12 protein-coding genes are annotated in these 17,255 nt (G+C 59.1%); 5 read left to right on the forward strand and 7 right to left on the reverse strand.

The genetic code is table 11. The features are described 5' to 3' along the window. Positions 1-38: 38 nt before the first annotated feature. From BUA94_RS10650 to katG, 3 genes are all read right to left on the reverse strand, one after another. Positions 39-2,411 carry a mechanosensitive ion channel family protein gene (locus BUA94_RS10650; RefSeq protein WP_208980049.1) on the reverse strand — a complete coding sequence of 791 codons (2,373 nt, stop codon included), beginning with the start codon at positions 2,409-2,411 and terminating at the stop codon, positions 39-41. Between the two features lie 145 nt (positions 2,412-2,556). Continuing rightward, positions 2,557-3,642 carry a DUF2336 domain-containing protein gene (locus BUA94_RS10655; RefSeq protein ID WP_073012805.1) on the reverse strand — a complete coding sequence of 362 codons (1,086 nt, stop codon included), beginning with the start codon at positions 3,640-3,642 and terminating at the stop codon, positions 2,557-2,559. Positions 3,643-4,080: 438 nt separating this feature from the next. After that, positions 4,081-6,264, reverse strand: a complete 2,184-nt coding sequence (gene katG / locus BUA94_RS10660) for a catalase/peroxidase HPI (protein WP_073012809.1) — start codon at positions 6,262-6,264, stop codon at positions 4,081-4,083. Positions 6,265-6,452: 188 nt separating this feature from the next. Here katG and BUA94_RS10665 point away from each other — a divergent pair, with 188 nt between their 5' ends. Continuing rightward, positions 6,453-7,412, forward strand: coding sequence for a LysR substrate-binding domain-containing protein (locus BUA94_RS10665; RefSeq protein ID WP_084081928.1), 960 nt, complete (start codon positions 6,453-6,455; stop codon positions 7,410-7,412). Positions 7,413-7,422: 10 nt separating this feature from the next. After that, complete coding sequence (locus BUA94_RS10670) at positions 7,423-8,046, forward strand: FMN-binding negative transcriptional regulator (RefSeq protein ID WP_073012812.1); 624 nt, start codon at positions 7,423-7,425, stop codon at positions 8,044-8,046. A gap of 106 nt (positions 8,047-8,152) precedes the next feature. Here the strand turns inward: BUA94_RS10670 and BUA94_RS10675 are convergent, their stop codons facing one another. Both BUA94_RS10675 and BUA94_RS10680 read right to left on the reverse strand, forming a co-directional pair. After that, positions 8,153-10,621 carry a methyl-accepting chemotaxis protein gene (locus BUA94_RS10675; protein ID WP_139251084.1) on the reverse strand — a complete coding sequence of 823 codons (2,469 nt, stop codon included), beginning with the start codon at positions 10,619-10,621 and terminating at the stop codon, positions 8,153-8,155. Positions 10,622-10,863: 242 nt separating this feature from the next. Continuing rightward, entirely contained in the window at positions 10,864-11,490 is a 627-nt protein-coding gene (locus BUA94_RS10680; protein WP_073012818.1) for a helix-turn-helix transcriptional regulator, read from the reverse strand. 494 nt (positions 11,491-11,984) lie between these two features. Here BUA94_RS10680 and BUA94_RS10685 point away from each other — a divergent pair, with 494 nt between their 5' ends. The 3 genes from BUA94_RS10685 (at position 11,985) to BUA94_RS10695 (ending at position 15,863) form a co-directional block, all read left to right on the forward strand. Beyond that, positions 11,985-13,967: a putative bifunctional diguanylate cyclase/phosphodiesterase gene (locus tag BUA94_RS10685; RefSeq protein ID WP_073012822.1), complete on the forward strand. Its 1,983-nt coding sequence runs from the start codon at positions 11,985-11,987 to the stop codon at positions 13,965-13,967. 89 nt (positions 13,968-14,056) lie between these two features. After that, positions 14,057-14,389, forward strand: coding sequence for a DUF2293 domain-containing protein (locus BUA94_RS10690; protein WP_073012826.1), 333 nt, complete (start codon positions 14,057-14,059; stop codon positions 14,387-14,389). Positions 14,390-14,615: 226 nt separating this feature from the next. Then, on the forward strand, positions 14,616-15,863 hold the full coding sequence (locus tag BUA94_RS10695) for an alpha/beta hydrolase family protein (RefSeq protein ID WP_139251085.1): 1,248 nt from the start codon (positions 14,616-14,618) through the stop codon (positions 15,861-15,863). Between the two features lie 108 nt (positions 15,864-15,971). Here the strand turns inward: BUA94_RS10695 and BUA94_RS10700 are convergent, their stop codons facing one another. After that, on the reverse strand, positions 15,972-16,214 hold the full coding sequence (locus BUA94_RS10700) for a hypothetical protein (RefSeq protein ID WP_073012832.1): 243 nt from the start codon (positions 16,212-16,214) through the stop codon (positions 15,972-15,974). 144 nt (positions 16,215-16,358) lie between these two features. Further along, positions 16,359-16,982, reverse strand: a complete 624-nt coding sequence (locus BUA94_RS10705) for an MOSC domain-containing protein (RefSeq protein ID WP_073012834.1) — start codon at positions 16,980-16,982, stop codon at positions 16,359-16,361. Between the last annotated feature and the right edge of the window lie 273 nt (positions 16,983-17,255).

Here is a 17,255-nt window from a genome sequence, read left to right on the forward strand (position 1 = left end):
GCATTCCGCGCCCTTTGGCTCATCTATTGGGTTTCGCTCTACGCCTGTGGATTGGCTTCTTCCTCTTCAATCGCCCGCACCGCAGCTCCACCAGCGGCAGCCCGCTGCTCAGGCGTCAAAGCACCATCAACATCGGCAACGCGCACCGTGACCTGACGATGCGCGAACTTGATGCCGTTCTTTTCAAACAGATCCTGAAGACCGGCATAAACCACCTTGCGCAGCTCGAACTGCTTGCCCGGACGTGTTGTGAACTTCACCCGCGCGACCATGGCAGAATCCTCCATGGACATGATGCCCTGCGACTTGAGCGGCTGCAGGAACATCGGGCCATAATAGGGATCGTCCAGAAGCTGCTGGCCGAACTTCTTCACGATCTTGCGCATCAACTCGACATCCGTGTCATAGGTCACGCGGAAGGCAAGCTTCATGATCGCCCAGTCACGGGAGTAATTCTCCACCCGTTGGATCTCGCCAAAGGGAACCGTGGTCAGCGCTCCCCGGTGATGACGGAGTTGCATGGAGCGGATGGAAATCTTCTCGACCACACCCTTGGCCCGGCCGATGTCGATGTATTCCCCTTTCCGGAAGGCATCGTCGATCAGGTAGAAGGCACCCGAGAAGATATCCCGGATCAGGGTCTGGGCGCCAAAACCAACCGCCAGGCCAACCACACCAGCACCAGCGAACAAGGGGCCGATGTTCACGCCCATCTGGGACAGGGCGACCATGCCGGCGATGACGACAATCGTGATCAGCAGAAAGTTGCGGAAGATGGGCAGAAGTGTAGCGATCCGGCTTTCACCTGCGCCCCCGATTTCCTGTTCGTCATTGTGCCCATCCCCCTTTTCAGAGGAATTGATGTGCCGGTCGATGGCAATTTCCACGGCCCGGTAGGCCATGTAGCCAAGGAACGCAACCAGAAGTACATCGGAGAACTCTTCAAGCAGGCTCTCCTTCCCGGCAGCCCCGCTCCAGGACTTCAGAAGCACTTCCAGACCTACAAAACCGGCGAGAATACCGGCTCCGTGATCCAGCAAGTTCCGGAACGGCGCCCGCTGCGCTTCCCGGTCCTCTGCAAGAGCGCGGGCCTGAGCGATCGTCGCCGCCGGATCTTCATCCGCCCCCTCGGTCTGTTCCGCCCGGCGGATGTCCTGCGCAATGCCGGTCTCCGACAGCTCCGTATCCAGCCGGGGCAGAAGCAACCGGTCAATGATCAGCACGAAGATCCCATAGGCAATCCCCGTCACCAGCAAAGCCTCGATCGGTGCAATGACCAGTCCGGTCGCCGAAGGCAGGCTCAGAAGAATGCGGACCGAGGAGATCAGGAAAGCTGCGATGAAGTAGCCGGCAGCAATGAAATGCCAGCCTTTGGCGAGCAGCCTGCGCCACATGGGGGCTTGCGCGCCCGCTTCACCTTCGATCAGGGCCCGGACGGGCGACCGGAAGGCAATGACGATCCACACAAGGATCATGGAGCAGGCAAAGGCAGAGGCGACCTGGGTCAGCTTGAGCGCATCCGGTTCCAGTCCCAGCCGGCTCATCAAGGTTGTCAAAGCGAAGAAGAGCCCTGTGACTGCCGTACCGAAGAGCAGGGCGCGGTAGAGCGAGCCTGCTTCCTGGTCGCTCAGGCGCACCATGCGGGCCCGCGCATCATAGGGAGACAGGAGCCCCATATAGACAACCCGGACAACCAGGAACAGCGCCGCCACACCCAGCAGGATCATGGCCGATTGATGGGCCACCGCAGGTCCACGGCTCAGAGCCAGAAGAACCGCGCCACTGACCACAACGAAGGCAACGATGGAAATCAGCATCGCCACGGCCCGAAGGAAGAGATAGGCAATCCGGTCGGACCTGTGCCGGTTGTCCCGACGCAATAGGTTGTCGAACTGGCGCAGACCCCACTTGCCGACCAGGCGCATGAAGAAGCCGCCAATTGCAAAGCCAATAGCCGTCACGAACAGCGTTGTGCCGATCCAGTCAAGCGTGCCGTTGTCGCCCTTGGCACGAAGCATCTCGCCGACCGACCCCGGAAGATCCGGTGCGATTGCAAAGATATTGCGCGCCGCATCCCGTGCCGCCAGTCCGCGATCGAGATAAAGGTCGGTCATTTCCTCCATATCGGCTTCAGCGACTGCAACCGGCGCTTCAGTTGGCGTGGCTGCAGTTGCAGGCGCCTCGCTCTTAGCCGCCATCTTGGAGAAGAGACCCGGAATGCCCTGCGCCTGGCTGTGAGACGCCCCGATTCCTGCCAGAACGACAAGGGCTGCCAGAAGAATGCCGCAGAAACGCAAATGAGCGGACCGCTTCAGTGCGCCCGTGTCTGCTCCCGTATCTGCGCCCTTGAGGCGGCCGTGAAAAATGGAAAGGATGCTGCCGAATGCCGCAAGATGCATCTGGTTACTCATCGATACCCCCCGATGATTGCCCATCAAAACGAAACTGATCTGGCAGCCTCACGGCAGCCCCCATGCCGCAATGTATCGCAAAACAAAAGCGGCAGCCCACTTAGTAGACTGCCGCAAGTTGAAGATTTGCAAATGACGACCATTGTCAATTCAGAACGACATGACTCCAGTGGGCGATCCGCCGCCGGGCTTCCCCGGAGCTCAGACGCTCAAACGTGCGCATGGCCTCGCTCCGGACTTCCGGGGTGAGCCGCTGGCGCCACGGGCCAACGGACAGAAGGCTGGAAACGGTGATTGCCGACAGACCAGCGGCACGTGCCACGATCACGAACGGCTCCGGATCGGCCCGGACCATCCAGTGGCTGGCCTCTTCCACACCGCAACGAACCATCCAGGCAAAAGCAGCAACGGCTTCTGCAAAAGCATCCTCTGAAGCGAAACGGCGCAAGGTGGCCTCATTGACCATGCCGCGCTTGCCCAGGAGCAGGACGCGCTTGCAAGCGGTCTCGAAATCATAGCGGGACAACCAATATTCATTGGTAATCCGCTGGGCGACCACGTCGTTGACATCGCCAAGACGATCGGCCTCGTGCTTCTCGCCTTGCCCCAGCAGCTTGCGGCGCACCTCATCACTCGCAACGCTCACAAGCTTGCGGATGTGATGCTCGGCCAGATCACCGCGGTCGCTCAGAGAAAGCTGGATCGTGGCATCGGCAGCCCCTTCGCCGATCAGCCGCATCAAGGTCTCGTCGGAAAAGACTGCGCCCGCGTTGCCGGCAAGCTGCCGCTTGACCTGCAGATCGCCGCGCTCGACCAGGACATCCGTCACACCCGAGGACAGGCTGCCGCGCTGTGCGATGGCAAAGAGATGGCTGCTGCCGCTCTTCTCGGCGATGCTCAGAAGTTCCGCATCGCCCAGCACCGGAGACTCCCGCAGGATCGGTCCGGCAACTGTAATCTCGTCTTCAGCCAGGCACCGGATGGTCGCACCCGGACCGCGCTTGAGGCTGGCTAGTTGTTCAGCCACATAACGGCGCACTTCGACCTCCACCATGCCGATCAGGCGCAAGAGCACCCCGTCATAGGTCTGGACCTGCTCATCGGAGCAGCGGTCTGAAGTGAAGGCAAAAAGAGTGGCCACGTGCCGGGCAAGTTCTGCGCTGCGGGACTGTCCGGTGGATCCGTCCAGTTCCTGGAAATTGACAAGTTCGGTCTTGAACTCTTTGGTCATGCTTCGGCACCTGATTCATTACGGGGGCGACGCTGCATCATGTCCGGCAAGATTAAAGATCGAAAAAACGGAAAATACCGGAATAAACCCAAATTTATATCAAACTTTAGACACCCGATTCTGGACATATCCGGAAAAGAATTATCAAACTGAAATAATTGAACTTTTTCGGATCAAGCCTCATGTTTCGCGGAGTATTTTTCCATTCGTTTCCATCATTTTTCGGGGGAACCATCATCAAGGCAGGGTAAAGATTACCCGCAAAGGTAGAACTTACGAAACGTCATGCATTTGAAAAATTATCTTTGAGACACGCGGAAATACTTAAGAGTGAACGTTTTGATAGCAAAAAGGCGACCAAGAGGCCGCCTTTCTGAAGTCAAATTAACAATTTCCGGTCATCGAGCCGGTTCGAACCGGCCCGTTTCAACCCGTGTTTCAGGCGATATCGAACCGGTCGGCGTTCATCACCTTCACCCATGCGGCAACGAAATCGTTGACGAAACGGTCGAAGCCGTCGTCCTGGGCATAGACCTCGGCATAGGCACGAAGGATCGAGTTGGACCCGAACACCAGATCAGCCCGTGTCGCCGTGTAGACCTTTTCACCGGTCTTGCGGTCACAGATGTCATAGGTGTTCTTGCCGGTCGGCTTCCAGGTGTAGGCCATGTCGGTCAGGACCACGAAGAAGTCGTTGGTCAGCGCCCCTTCCTGATCCGTGAACACGCCATGCTTGGACCCACCGTAGTTGGCACCCAGAACACGCATGCCACCGAGCAAAACGGTCATTTCCGGACCCGTCAGACCCATCAGCTGGGCACGGTCGAGCATCAGCTCTTCCGGAGTGACCACATAGTCCTTCTGCACGTAGTTGCGGAAACCGTCGTGGATCGGCTCGAGAGAGGCGAAGCTCGCAGCATCGGTCATCTCGTCTGTCGCATCGCCGCGGCCCGGCTCGAAAGGAACGCTCAAATCGAAGCCCGCAGCATCCGCGGCCAGCTCAATCCCGACGTTGCCTGCCAGCACGATGGTGTCTGCAACCGACGCATCGAACCTGGCTGCCAGCGGCTCAAGAACGCCGAGGACCTTTGCCAGACGTGCCGGCTCGTTGCCTTCCCAATCCTTCTGCGGAGCAAGACGGATACGGGCACCGTTTGCACCACCGCGCATATCGGAACCACGGTAGGTACGGGCGCTGTCCCAGGCAGTCGAAACCAGTTCGGCAACGGACAGACCGGAAGCCGCGATTGCAGCCTTCAGACCACCGATGTCGTAGTTCTTCTCACCTGCGGGAACCGGATCCTGCCAGATCAGGACTTCCTTCGGAGCGTCCGGACCGACGTAGCGGACCTGCGGGCCCAGGTCGCGGTGGGTCAGCTTGAACCATGCACGGGCGAAGGTGTCGCGGAAATATGCCGGATCAGCCATGAACTTTTCACAGATGGCGCGGTAAGCCGGGTCCATCTTCATGGCCATGTCAGCATCGGTCATCATCGGCATCACACGCTTTGACGGGTCAGAGGCGTCCACCGGCATGTGCTCTTCACGGATGTTCACCGGCTGCCACTGGGTGGCTCCAGCCGGGCTCTTGGTGAGTTCCCAATCATAGCCGAACAGCAGTTCCAGGTAACCGTCGTCGAAGACGGTCGGGTTGGTTGTCCAGGCGCCTTCGATACCGGAGGTGATGGCGTTGGCTGCCTTGCCGTTCTGGTTCGGGTTGACCCAGCCCAGACCCTGGTTGGCAATGTCGTCAGCTTCCGGCTCGGCGCTGAGCGTACCCGGATCACCGGCACCATGTGCCTTGCCGACCGTATGACCACCAACGGTCAGAGCGGCGGTTTCTTCATCATTCATCGCCATGCGGGCAAAGGTTTCGCGAACCTGGCCAGCGGTCTTCAGCGGATCGGAGACGCCGTTCACGCCTTCCGGGTTCACATAGATCAGACCCATCTGCACAGCGGCCAGCGGGTTCTCCATGGTGTCCGGCTTGGAAACGTCTTCGTAGCGGTTGTCAGACGGCGCAAGCCATTCCTTTTCAGCACCCCAGTAGACGTCCTTTTCCGGATGCCAGATGTCTTCACGGCCGAAGGAGAAGCCGAATGTCTTCAGACCCATGCTCTCATAAGCCATGGTGCCGGCAAGCAGGATGAGGTCGGCCCAGGACACGGCATTGCCGTACTTCTTCTTGAGCGGCCACAGCAGACGGCGGGCCTTGTCGAGGGAGACGTTGTCCGGCCAGGAGTTCAGCGGAGCAAACCGGATGTTGCCCGTGCCGCCGCCGCCACGGCCATCGGCCAGACGGTAGGAACCAGCCGAGTGCCAGGAGAGACGGATCATCAGACCGCCGTAATGACCCCAGTCTGCCGGCCACCATTCCTGGCTGTCCGTCATGAGGGCCTTAAGGTCTTCCTTCAGCGCGGCAACATCGAGCTTCTTCAGCTCTTCGCGGTAATCAAAGTCTTCGCCGAGCGGGTTCGACTTGGTGTCATGCTGATGCAGAATGTCGAGGTTCAGGGCCTTGGGCCACCAGGAGGTGTTGCTGGTACCGGTTTCCGTCATGCTGCCATGCATGACCGGACAACCACCCATGCCCTTGTTGGCATCCTTGAGTTTCGCGTCCATCGTTTCTCTCCAACTGTTATCTGCAAGTGATCTTTTTTAGCAGGCCCATATGGACCTTATGTGGCTGTTGCCCGTCCGGCGGATGCGCCCGGCCCCTCCTCGTTTCAGGCGTCGGCAGGATCATGACAGGGACGCCCCATCAGATCCAATCGTATTGACCAGAACGTGCAATCAGTTATTCTTATCGAATGATCTCACTTCGTCAGCTTCGCTATCTGGAAGCCCTCGCCACACACCTGCATTTCCGCCGCGCGGCCGAAGCCGTCGCCGTATCCCAGCCTGCCTTGTCCATGCAAATCAAGGAGTTGGAAGCAGAGCTTGGTCTCAAGCTGATCGAGCGGCAGCCCAATGCGGTTCGTCTGACCCGGGAAGGCGAGGAAATTGTCAGCCGCGCCCGCAAGATCCTCACCGACGTCCGGGACCTGGCAGACTACGCGCGCCAATTGTCCAGCCCCCTGTCCGGTCCGCTTCGGCTTGGCATCATTCCATCCATCGCGCCCTATCTGCTGCCCCGTATCCTGCCCGCCCTTAACCGGGCCCATCCGCAACTGGACCTGACCATCCGCGAGACCCTCACGGATCCCCTGACCCGTGAACTCATGGCCGGGGAACTGGATGCCATGATCGTTGCCCTGCCCGTCCCGGAAGCAGGTCTGTGCAGCGCATCGCTTTTCACGGACAGGTTCCTGCTGGCCCGGCAGGCTTCTGATGAGGTCGATCCGAGAGCAAGGGTTTGTCCGGACGACATCCGGAGCCAGAACCTCTTGCTGCTGGAGGAAGGCCACTGCCTGCGCGATCAGGCCTTGAACTATTGCGCGAGCCTGCCGGCACCCGGCCGAAACGCCCTTGGCGCAACGTCGCTGGCAACGGTCATGCAGATGGTCGCAGCCGGGTTCGGGGTAACGCTGCTTCCGGAGATCTGCGCGGATGTGGAAGTACGAGACGACCGGGTCCTGCTGCAGCGCTTCGAAGATCCGCAACCTGCCCGCACTGTCGGTCTGGTCTGGCGCCGTTCCTCTCCCAGGCAACAGGACTTCGAAGCCCTCGCCGACACGCTTCGCAGCACAGTTGGCGAGACCTTGATACCGGAACGGCCCGCAGCCCGAATGACTGATCGGGCAGACGCCCACTCCCTCTCAGCTCATTAAATGAGGCCTTATGTACACGCCCCCTGCCTTTGCCGAGAACGACGCAGCCGAAATCCGGAAGATGATCGAGGCCGCCGGACTGGCAACACTTGTCACCATGACCAGCGATGGACTGATGGCCACGCCGCTGCCTCTCTTCCTGAAGTCAGACGAGGGCACAAGCGGCGTTCTTTATGGCCACATCGCCCGCGCCAATCCGCAATGGAAACATGAACCGCAAGGCGAGGCACTGGTGATCTTTCCCGGCCTTGATGCCTATGTCTCGCCCGGCTGGTATCCGTCCAAGGCAGAACATGGCAAGGTGGTTCCAACCTGGAACTACAGCGCCGTTCATGTCTATGGAGACTTGGAGTTCTTCGAGGATGCGGACAGGCTGCATCAGGTTGTTTCGCGCCAGACGGAAAAGCACGAGCAGAACCGTCCGGAGACCTGGGCCGTGACAGATGCGCCAGAGGCCTTCGTCGCCGCTCAGTTGCGCGGCATCATCGGTGTGCGTATCGAGATCAGCCGGATCGAAGCCAAGAAGAAGTTCAGCCAGAACCGCCAGCTACAAGACAGGCAGGGCGTTGCCGAAGGACTTGCGAAAGAGGACAACCCGAGTGCTCGCGCGATGGCATCCATCATCCCGGTCTGAGGATTTTCTGTCGTTGGCCGGTACAGCTGAACAGCGCCAAACATGCAGGAACCCGGCCTGGTGCCAAACTCCAGGCCGGGTTCCGATGGTTTGACAAAACAATGTCTCAGGCCGCGGCCACGCGGGTCAGGAACGCCTCGATCTCGGACTTCAACGCCTGACTGCGCTGGCCCAGTTCCCCTGCTGCCGCGAGAACGGAAGAAGACGCGCTCTGGGTCTGATCAACGGTGTCCGCCAGGCGGCCCATGTTGGTCTGCACGGCTCGGGTTCCTTCGGATGCGCGTTGCACGTTGCCCGAGATCTCGTTGGTCGCAGCCCCCTGCTGGGTGACGGCCGAAGCGATGGCCTGTGTGTAGCCGTCCACCTCTTCCATGGTCGACGAGATTGCAGAGATCGCGCTGACCGCGTCCTCGGTCGAGCCCTGGATTGTCGAAATCTGGCTGGCGATTTCCTCAGTGGCCTTGGACGTCTGGGTTGCCAGTTCCTTGACTTCGGCCGCGACAACCGCAAAGCCACGGCCAGCCTCTCCTGCGCGGGCAGCTTCGATTGTCGCATTCAACGCAAGAAGATTGGTCTGTTCAGCGATTGCCTGGATCAGCGTCACCACTTCCCCGATCTTCGAGGCGGCAACGGCGAGAGACTGAACCTTGCCATTGGTGTTGCGCACAGCTCCGGTTGCGCTGGAAACGATTTCCGTGGTCCGGCGCACCTGCTCGCCGATCTCAGCGATGGAGGCAGACAGTTCTTCCGCAGCACCCGCGACATTCTCGACGCTCAAGGTTGCTTCCTCACTGACACGGGCAGTGTCATCGGCCTGGGCAGCGCTCTGATCTGCAATGTTGGTCAGAGAGTGGGCCGTGCCATCCATGGAACGGGCCGTGCTGTCCAGCGTACCAAGCAGATCCTGCACCCGGTCGCGGAAGCCACTGATCAGGGAAGAGACTTCCTGTTCCCGCGCTTGCCGGCGGCTATGGTCCGCCCGGGTTTCCTCCTCAAGACGCTGACGCGCGATGGCATTGTCCCGGAACACCTGAACCGTCCGGCTCATGTCACCGATCTCATCCTTCTGGCCGGTGGAAGGAATGTCCACATTGGTATCCCCCTTTGCCAGCGTGCCCATGACGGACGTCAGGCGGCGGATCGGGCGGGTCACCACCAGCGAGAGAGCCAGGGCAATCAGCGTTCCGAGCGCAACGGATCCAAGCACCACTGCCCCGATCAGCAGGAGAGCTGTCTGCGCCTGTGCATAGGCAGATTGGGACTGTTCGGCAGCAATCCCGGAAATCTGACCGCGCACTTCTGCAGACAGACGGGCAAGTCTGACCAGCGCCTCATCATACTGGCCCCGCGCCTCGGCCACTGCCGTGAATTCCCTGGTGAACTGATCCACCTCCGCCAGAATGGCATCGACCGGTCCCTTGATCTGAGGGAAAGCTGCCGCGTCCGCCCCCAGCGTATTGGCGATGTTCTGAAGGATCGAGCTTCTGGTGAGCACATCTGCATCAGTCAGCGTGCTCATATTCGCAAACAGCTCCATGGCTGTCCCGCGCAGGCTCAGGGCTTCCTTGAGATACTTGTTCGCATTCACCGAGATGAGGCCGGAAATTGTCAGCTTGGACTGGCTGCCCGCAGCTTCCTTCCGGGCCGCGTCCGCTGCCTCAAACACCGCATCCCGAAGAGCGGCGGACTGGTCCAGCAATCTGGACGCCACTTCTGAAGCCTGCTTGCGGCTGAGGAACCGGCTGGAAGGCGCGGCGGACATGTCCGCAGATTGAACCTGCAGCCGCTTGAAAGCCTCAACCGAAGTGCCGATGCTGGCGAGAAGGGCAGGGTCGACGCCATCGACCTTGATCTTGCCGGCCTTTTCCACGGCGGCGAGCAAGGCCTCCGCGCTGGCAGCAGCGGCCTCGGCGGGATCCGTTTCCGGCGTGGCTATCCGGCCGTCGATGGCCAGATCAGCGGCGCGAACCTGACGGGACAGACGGTCCAGATCCATGGAAAGATCCTGGATCTCCGCGACCTGACGGCTGATCTTGTCCGCTCTCGTCCGTTTGCTGTCAGCGGATTTTGCACCGCCCTTGGCGTCCTGCTCGATGGTGAACATCTGATCGGAGATGCTGGTCCCAAGCGCTTCCAACTTGCTGACAGACTTCAGCATGCGGGACGATGCGGCCTGCTGGCTGGCGATGGCATCGAGAACAGCCTGAAACTCGACAGAAAGCTGGTCAACCGCTTCCTCCGATCGGGAAACCGCGGACCGCGTCTCCGCAAGATCGGGCAACTGGGCTTCCAGGCTCTCAAGCGCCTGCTTCAGACGCGCGACTTCAGCAACGGTCGCCTCAGCGTCGGCAGTTTCGCGGGTCTGAAGATAGGCCTCCCGCTTTGCGGACACTTCCTGAAGCTGTGCCACTGCGGCAGCTGCGCTGGCATTTACAGCCGACTGATCCCTGAGCTCCTGAATGCTCAAGGTTCCGAGCCCTCCGATCGCTGCGGTCAGCACGACCATCGCAGCGAAGCCACCACCGACTTTGACGGAGAAACGCACGTTCCCCAACGGCTTGGTCAACCAGTCCACCACACATCCCCCAACACTTGTCTCCCGCCTTCAGAAAGCGGCTCCGGACATGAAGAAAGAGTGAAGTCCTGCGGATTTTCGCCGGTTCAAAATGACCGAATTAATTGGTGATCTTTACAGTGTTGAAAAACAGAGGGTTGGCCGATGCTTGCGCCTCACACTTCAAGCTGGCGAAATAAATAAACGCCCTTCTGCAAAGGCGTTTTACTCAGCACTGGAGTGAAATTGGAATGTGAGAGCGCTCAGGCCGCTTCCTGAATACGATAGACGCAGCGCCTTCCGCCGGACAGAAGATGCTCTTCCCGAGACAGGGAAACACCTTCCCCCAGCACATCCTGAAACAACCGCATTTCGGACCGGCAAAAGCCCTGGCAGGCAGTGGCTGCAGCACAGATCGAGCAATGATTTTCGATCAGAAGGAAGCCGTTGCCCTGCTGCTCAACGCTGGCCATATAGCCTTCGCGCGAGCGCAGCTCTGCCAGCGCCTCAAGACGCTCCTTGAGGGTTTCCTTGCCGCGAAGAGCCTCGCCATAGGTCCGGCGTGACGATTGCTCGCGATGGGAAATCAGCTGCTCGACACCACTTTCCCCATAGATCTCCTTCAATCCATCCAGCAAATTGAGGATCAGACCGGAATGATTGTCGGGAAATTGCCTGTGGCCTGCTTCAGTCAGGCTCCACTGGCGCTTGGGACGTCCGACGGTGCCTTTCACATCCTCAAAGAGAACAAGGCCATCAGCCAGCAACCCGTCCAGATGCTGCCTCACAGCCACCGGGGTCACCGACTGGGCGCTGGCCAGCTCTGCCGCCGTTTGAGGGCCGGAGAGTTTCAACGCATGGAGCAATCGTGTTCGGGTTCGGTCAGACATTCCGGATTTGTAGCACAGCACAGGGCTTAAAAAAAGTTTTCCCTTTTTATATTGCAGGCACCTGTCGCCCACCATATAAAGAAAGGAATATCTTTCCTTATTAGGTATTAGCCATGCCCCGTCCAATATCCCTCCCGGTCCAGTTTCACGGCCTGTCCGCGCAAGCCAGCCTGCTGCAATGTCTTCTTGCCGGATTCTGCTATTGGCGTGTCCTGCGTTCAAGACGACGCAGCCTTCAGGAAATCCCGTTGTCACTCCTGACAGACGTACACCTGAGCCCAAGAGGCAGGGCAATGGAGGCTCTCAGGAGAGAACGACACGAAGGACGCTAGTTCTGGCTGAGGCATGGACAATCGAGTCCCGAGCAGCTCGATACATGTAAATTGTAACAATATAAACTGAAGAGCTTTTGAAAAATCAGGTGTTTCGATTAAGGCCAAGTTATCGTTTTGTCTGTACTGTGAAAGCTCCTAAAGGAGTGCACAGTGACTTCAATGCGCCGGCTCTGGAACTGGTTAACCCTTACGAACCAGCATCCTGAACTCATTCTTGCTCAGTTCAAGGAGCTCAAGCGGCAGGTTCCGCTCCTGTATGCATTGCTGATGGTGAATGCCATTGCGGTGGCCTACACACATTACAACCTCGCACCGGACTATCTCACCATCTGGCTTTTGTGGCCGCTGGTCACAATCTGCTGCATCCGCATCTTCACGTGGCTGCGTCTTTCGATGGACGGCATCACGCCCACCCGCGCCCTTGCTCAACTGCGTCACACCGTTCTGCTCTCCGGTCTCCTCGCTGGCGGCTTCATTGCCTGGTCCCTGGCCCTGGACAGTTACGGCGGCGACATGGAACGCGGCCACGTCGCCCTCTTCATTGCCATCACGGTGATCGGCTGCATTTTCTGCCTGATCAACCTGCCGCAAGCGGCCCTTCTGGTCATGAGCGTCGTGACGGTCCCCTACATCGTCTATTACATCAGCATCGACCAGAACGTCTTTCACGCGATTGCGCTGAACATCTTCCTGGTCAGCCTGGTGCTCGTTCAGGTTCTGCTCAACGGATATTCCGCATTCCGGGATGTGATCTTTTCCCGAATGGCCTTGACCGAAAAGCAGAAAGAGACCGAACGTTTGAGCGAGGAAAATGCGCGGCTCGCTCATACCGATGCCTTGACCGGCCTGCCAAACCGCCGGCACTTCTTCTCCAGGCTGGAAGCCACGCTCGAGACAGCGAGTGCCGACAAAGAAGCCTTCACAATCGGCGTCATCGACCTCGACCGGTTCAAGGCCGTCAACGACACTTATGGTCACCATTACGGCGACCTGCTCCTGCATCATGTCGGAACACGGCTCAGCGAGTTTGCGGCAAAGGAAACTGGTCTTGAAATCAGCCGGCTTGGCGGCGATGAATTCGGCCTGATCGTGCGGGACCACCAGAACCGGCTTCTTGCTCTTGGCAATGCCATCAATGACCTTGTTTCCGCTCCTTATTCGATTGAGGGCATTCAGGTGGCGATCGGCTGCTCAATCGGGCTTGCGAGCTTTCCGGATGCGGGTCGGACGGCCCATGAACTGTTCGACCGGTCAGACTACGCCCTCTACAATTCCAAGACCGAGAGCCGGGGTCAGACCACGCTCTATTCCTCGCAGCACGAGCAGCAGATCCGTTCGGACCGCGCCATCGAAAGTGCGCTCCAGGCCGCAGACCTCGACCAGGAATTCGAAGTCTTCCTTCAGCCGATTTTTGACCTGCAACATGGCGAAATCTCCGGCTATGAGGCCCTTGCCCGCTGGACAAGTCCCCATCTTGGTGTTGTGCCGCCCGACCAGTTTATTCCTCTGGCGGAACGCAGCGGCCTGATGCGCCAGCTGACCCAGTCGCTGTTCAACAAGGCACTTGAAAGCATCACCTTTCTGCCCCCAAAGCACACGCTCTCCTTCAATCTGTCCGCCCATGACATCACCTGCAGCGAAACCGTCATGATGCTGTTGGGCGCCATTGCCCGGATGAAGGTGGCACCGTCCCGGATCGTGTTCGAAATCACCGAGACATCGGTCATGAACAGCTACGAGATTGCAGAACAGTCCATCCGGCTTCTGCGCGGCGCCGGTACGATGATTGCGCTCGATGACTTTGGCACCGGCTATTCCAGTCTGGGCTATCTGCACCGTCTTCCGATCGACCGGGTGAAGATCGACAAGAGCTTCATCGCCGAAAAAGGCACGAAGTCGAGCTGGAAAGTCATCACCTCAATCATTGCCCTGTGCAGGTCCATGGCAATCGACTGTGTGGTGGAGGGCATCGAAACGGAAGCGCAGAAGCAGAGCCTGAAAAACCTGGGCTGCCGCTATCTTCAGGGCCACCTCATCGCCCAGCCAATGCGGGCTGCGGAAATTCCGGACTGGCTGGAAAGAAGCGGGTATCTTCGCAAGGAGGAACCTAAGCCCTTGGTGATCCTGGGGGCGAACCAGTAAAGGCAGCCCTTGCGCCACTCCGCATTCCAGCTCATTGCCCGGCAGTCCTTGGCAGTTGAAGTCCTCCAGAACCGTGAGGGCTCGTGACTATGACGGGACCAGCCAGAACCGGGGGCACCCGCAGGCAAAAGGATCTGCGCAAGGCCCTCAGAAGTCTTGCGCCACGCATTCCCATGGCCGACGCGGAAGAAGTCCTGGAACGGGCCGGATCACCACACCTGCGCCACCTGCCAGGGTCCATCGCCCTGTGGCAAACTCTGTCTTCCCGCGTCCGCCATGCCCACACCGATTATGACGCCCTGCTGGACGATGGGTATGACCGGGACGCCGCCCGATTTTTCGTTGCCGATGCGATGAACGAAATCCTTGAGGATTGGGGCTGCGCCAGGCGGATCGACACCAGCAGCGAAGACGAAATGTGATCTCTCCCCCTTTTCCAAGGGAGGCGGTTCTTGCAGGCTCGCCCTATAAAGACACGTGTAAGACAGCAAGTCACACAACCAAATCATGTGTATTGCTGATTTGTCAGAGCTTTTCCGAAGCGAGGCCCCGTTGCATAGTCCTGCTCATTCGTCACGTCTTCTTGCGACCGCTATTGGCCGAATGGCCCTCTCTGCGGGTCTCCTGCTCCTCTTGCCGAGTCTGTCCATGGCTGAAAACCGTATCGATATCGTCCGCCCCGATGCACCAGCGCTCGCCGCCCACGGCACATATGGCGTCGGCCGGACAACCCTTGAGTTGACCAATCCGGACCAGGCGGATGTTCCCGCGGTCCTGACCGGCGACAAGAACGCCCGCCGCGACCGCCCGCTGGCGGTGGAAGTCTTCTATCCGGCAGCCAATGTCACACCCGTTGCCATTGACGCCATGCTTCGTGACGGCTCGATGATCAAGCTGCACGGCCGCTCTGCGCCAGATGTCGCTCCGGACCGCTCCGGCGCCCCATATCCGCTGGTAATCATCTCCCACGGCTATCCCGGGAACCGCTTCCTTTTGAGCCATCTCGCCGAGAACCTGGCGACCAAAGGCTATGTGGTAGCCTCCATCGATCACACCGACAGCACCTATGACAACAAGGGCGCCTTCGAGGTTCAACTGGTCAACCGGCCGCTTGATCAGAAATTTGTGCTTGAGGAAATGGATCGCCTGTCCCGCGAAGAAGGCACACTCCTGGGCGGACTGCTCTCGGCCGAGCGCACCGGTCTTATCGGCTTCTCCATGGGGGCCTATGGCGCCGTTATCTCTTCAGGAGGCAGCCTGACCGAAGAGGCCGTTGCCGCCAAAAGAGAACAGCTCGGCAACCTGCTGACCCAGCACAGGACGGGCAGCGCCGAACACGAGGAACTGGTCGATGACCGGCTGAAAGCCGTCATCGCAATTGCCCCCTGGGGCCGCAATGCCGGTTACTTCAGCACCGAAAGCCTCTCCGGCCTGGAGGCTCCGGCGCTCTTTGTTGCCGGAAGTCATGACGACATTTCAGGCTATGAGAAAGGCGTGCGCAAGATCTGGGAGGAAAGCGTCCATAGCGACCGGTTCCTGCTGACCTTCGAATATGCAAACCACAATGCGGCAGCGCCAATGCCCGCTCCCGAGGAGAGTTATGCCTTCAACGAGGAATTGGGATTTGCCCCGTTCAACCACTATGCAGATCCGGTTTGGGACACGGTGCGCATGAACAACGTGCTGCAGCATTTCTCGACCGCATTCCTGGGCCTGCACCTGAAGCAGAACGACGAGATGGGCACCTATCTGGATCTGATCCCGAACGCTGGAGATGGTGTTTCCGCCCTGGACGAGAATGGCCATCCCAAGCCGGAGCACACCTACTGGCGCGGCTTTCCGGCGCGCACCGCGATGGGTCTGACGTTCGAGCACTTGGAACCACTGGTCGACTAGCAAGACCTGCGCGCGGATTCTGTCAGCCAAAATGGCAAGATGGGCCCGGACTGATCCAGTTCGGGCCAATCTTCTTGAAAGGCGCACACCTGCAAGTGCACGCTGGTATTAGCGACAGGTCTCAAGAATCCAGAGGAAGGCGACGACAACCATGAACAATGCCGGAATGATGATTGCCGGATAGCCGATGAGATAGATGCACAGCATCCAGATCATGAACAGGTTGCCGATGAACCAGTATTTCGCGCTCTCTTCCCCATGGATGGCATCCTTGAGGAACAGATTGAGGACCGGAACCCGGAGCAGGATCCGCACGACAAGCGGAAGACCGGCAGTGTTGGAAGAAGCCATTCACATTCTCACGTCTCGGGGAAGGACACCCGCAGACGCGGAGCATCCCTGCCGCCAAAGGGCAGCAGATTCGTGAAACTACTTATGAAGTGAAGACCCCCACGCCAATGCGGCAAAGTGTACCCGGGCCGGGCTCAGACAAGTTCAGTCTGGCTGATAAAGCCATTGCTCCGGGATATGCGCTGTCACTTCTTCTCCAGCCCTGATCACACCCGACCGCTCGACAAAACCGACAAGACCTCTGAGGCGCTTTGCCACCTGCGGAAACAAGAGATCCAGGCCTTCCCGCTCCGGGAAATGCTGGGCGATGGACTGGCCGGCAAAGCGGCAGGGAGCGTTATCGCCATCGACACGGATCACTGCACCGCCAGCAAAAACCAGACGGGTGCGCGGCGGGATCAGGGACAGGTTCGGCAAGCCGCTGAGCGCAAGATTGCCGCCGATCCACCCGGCCTTCAGTTCCGGAAGCTCCATGCGTCCGGCAACCACAGACAGCTCTTCGAGGCTCAAAATAGAGATCTGCCGTTCATTGCACATTTCCGTGCCACGCGGATACCAGGGTTCCCGCCCACCCGAGCGACGGCTGAAGCCGCTGTGCCGGCCACCCGGGATGCCCGCCATCTCGAGCTGCAATTCCGCACAGGCAAATGTGTTGAAATCCTCGGTCGTTGCGGTCTTCAGGACCTCCTCAACCCTCCCCTTGAGCTTGCGTCCACGGATCACCGTCAAGGCATCAAGGGCCGAGGTCAGAGCAGAAGCATCGGTCAAGGAAAGGTCTCCGGAAAAAGAGGGAACCGCGGAACAGTCTCCCGCAGCGAAAGCTGCATGTCACCACTACCTGCACCCGCAGCAGACAGAATGTCAAACCTCGTTCCCGCACTTTTCTGAAGCTCTTCAATCTGATGCACCTTTGCCAGAAACCCGGCCCGAAAGTTCTGACGCCTTCGCAAGGCTTACCCAAGAAACAGATTGCGGAACACTAAAGAACAACCTTAGAGTGATTTACGTTAGGGAAATGGCCACGTCCAACGATCTGGCTTC

This window comes from Roseibium suaedae (genome assembly GCF_900142725.1).
GTDB lineage: Bacteria > Pseudomonadota > Alphaproteobacteria > Rhizobiales > Stappiaceae > Roseibium > Roseibium suaedae.